4 protein-coding genes are annotated in these 2272 nt (G+C 77.6%); all 4 read right to left on the reverse strand.

Translation table 11 applies throughout. The annotated features are described in order from the left end of the window. The coding region (locus CTKZ_RS20205; protein ID WP_200829853.1) for an EsaB/YukD family protein at window positions 1-438 on the reverse strand (438 nt) is incomplete at its 3' end. Continuing rightward, window positions 435-689: a hypothetical protein gene (locus CTKZ_RS20210; RefSeq protein ID WP_200829854.1), complete on the reverse strand. Its 255-nt coding sequence runs from the start codon at window positions 687-689 to the stop codon at window positions 435-437. The genes CTKZ_RS20205 and CTKZ_RS20210, both read right to left, overlap by 4 nt. Beyond that, the gene (locus tag CTKZ_RS20215; RefSeq protein ID WP_124344586.1) at window positions 673-1743 is read right to left on the reverse strand and encodes a DUF6177 family protein; all 1071 of its coding nucleotides are present in this window, start codon (window positions 1741-1743) and stop codon (window positions 673-675) included. The genes CTKZ_RS20210 and CTKZ_RS20215 overlap by 17 nt, the downstream gene beginning before the upstream one ends. After that, on the reverse strand, window positions 1740-2272 hold a 533-nt coding region (locus tag CTKZ_RS20220), incomplete at its 5' end, for an FHA domain-containing protein (RefSeq protein WP_210766404.1). The genes CTKZ_RS20220 and CTKZ_RS20215, both read right to left, overlap by 4 nt.

Genomic DNA, 2272 nt, shown 5'->3' on the forward strand with positions numbered 1-2272 from the left:
GACCGCGACCGCGGCAGCGCCCGCGACGGCCTGCTCGACGAGCGGCACGGCGACGATGGTCGCCGCCGTCGCGAGCCCGACGACGACGGCCGCCAGCACGCGGCGCGACGACGCCGACCACCGGTCGGTCCGCACGCGGAGCTCCTCCGCGGCCGCGTCGGTCACGTCGGCGACCTCCGCAGGCGGCGGCGCGGCCGCGGCGCGGACGACGCGCAGCACCTCGCCGTCCAGCAGCCCCTGCGACGCGGGGTCGAGCGCGAGGTCGACCTGGTCGCCCGTGACCCGGACCAGCGCGACGGCCTGCGGCGCGAGCCGCGGCGACTCGCCGAGCAGCTCGAGCAGCTGCGGGAGCATCGCGGCGACGCCTTCGTCGGACGGCACGACGACCTCGGCGCGACGCTCCGCGCCGACCAGGGTCAGCCGGGTGAAGGTGCTCACGGTGTCGTTCCGATCGTCGACTGCGGGCTCGACGTACCTCCGCGCAGGGACCCGCTGTTCGCCTGGACGAACGAGTACCCCGCGCAGCCCGCGCACGCGAGGGCGGCCACGACGACGCTCCCGACGAACCGCCGCACGTTGTCGTTGGTGGTCCGCCGGTCGCGCAGGTCGCCGTGCAGGAACGCGGCGCGCAGCCGCGCCCGGTGGACGCGCACGGACTCCAGGAGGACGGCATCAGGGTCGCGGGCCATCGAGCACCCCCTCCCACGGTCCGCGCGGGGCACCGAGCGCCTCCCGGACCCGGTCGTGGCCGATCGCCCGCAGCACCTCGTCGAAGGCCTGCCAGCCGTCGCGCTCGAGCGTGCCGAGCGGGAAGTAGAGGCCGGGGACGCGCGGCCGTCCGACGACGCGCGCGCCGAGGGTCCGCACGAGCTCGTCGACCGGCAGGCCGAGGTCGCGGACGCCGGGCGGGCCGACGAGCATGCCGAGGGGCACGGGCGGCGCCTCGAGGACGGACGGGAACGTGAGGTCGCGGCGGCCCTGCCGGCCCATGACGAGGCCGAACAGCGGCATGCTGCGCGTCGCGAGCCGCTCGAACGTGCCGGGGAGCGCGTCGATCGCGGCGCGCGCCTGCGGGCTGCCCGGTGCGCCGACGCCGACGACGAGCTGCGTCGTCTCCTCCAGGCCGTGCTCGGTGCGGGTCGTGCGGATCGTGCCGACGAGCGGCCGCTCGGGCGTCCCCGCCACGACGACCGTCGTCTCCTCCGGCATCCGGTTCCGCGCGAGCTCGGTCAGCCGCGCGCGGTCCCACGCGACGACGGCGGGCTCGTGCGCACCCCAGCCGCTCGGGGCCGCACCCGTCAGGTCCTCGGCGAACAGCTCGGCCGTGCCGCCGAGCTGTGTGTCGACCGTCGCGCGGTGCCGCACGGCCTGCGACACGACGAGCTGCACCGACTGCGGCGCGACGGGGCGCAGGAACCGCACGGCGACGTCCTCGGCGGCCGTGATCGGCCCGCGCGTGGCGATCTCGCCGACCGACGACAGCCGACGCCCGTCGGACCCGTCGCGCAGCGTGCCGTCGATCCCGCGCACGACCCACGCGCCGCCCGAGTCCCGCAGCGCCTCGCGCATCGGGTACGACAGCCGCGTCACCTCGTCGCTCACGAGCGCGACCCGCCGCCCGTCGGCGCGCGCACGCACCAGCAGGTCGGCGCGCGTCTCGCTGAGGTACGCGACCTCGGCGCGCGTCTCCGTCACCAGGACCTCGCCCGCGCGCGCGTCCAGCGCCGGGTGCGGAACCGTCATGCCGTCGCCTCCACGCGGAACACGCGCTCCCCGAGCCGCAGCTGGGAGCCCACCGGGGCCTCTTCCTCCGTCGCCGTGCCGAGCCGCAGGGGCTGCGCACCCGGGCGCACCAGCGCCGTGCCGTTCGTGGACCCGCGGTCGGCGACCCACAGCGTCGCGCCGTCCCAGCGGACCGACGCGTGCGTCTTCGACACCGACCGGGTCATGTCGATCATCGGGACCAGCCCGGCGACGACCTCGCCGGGACGCGGCTCGGGGTTGCGCCCGATCAGCGTGAGACCGGTGACCAGCAGCCGCTCGCCGTCGTCCGCGACGAGCACGATCCCGTGCGCGCCACCCGTCGGTCGGCCTGCCGCACCGCCCGCTCCGACCACCGGCACGGCCCCCGAGAGGGGTGCCGCCGACCCGGACGGGCCCGCGGGTCCGCCGGCCCGGCCCGGGGCTCCGTGCGTGCCGCCGGACGCAGGCTCGCTCCCGCGCGTCGGGGTCCAGCCCGCCGAGGACCCGGCGTGGCCGGCGTCGTCGAGCG

Origin of the sequence: Cellulomonas algicola (assembly GCF_003851725.1) — a bacterium.
Classification (GTDB): Bacteria; Actinomycetota; Actinomycetes; order Actinomycetales; family Cellulomonadaceae; genus Cellulomonas; species Cellulomonas algicola.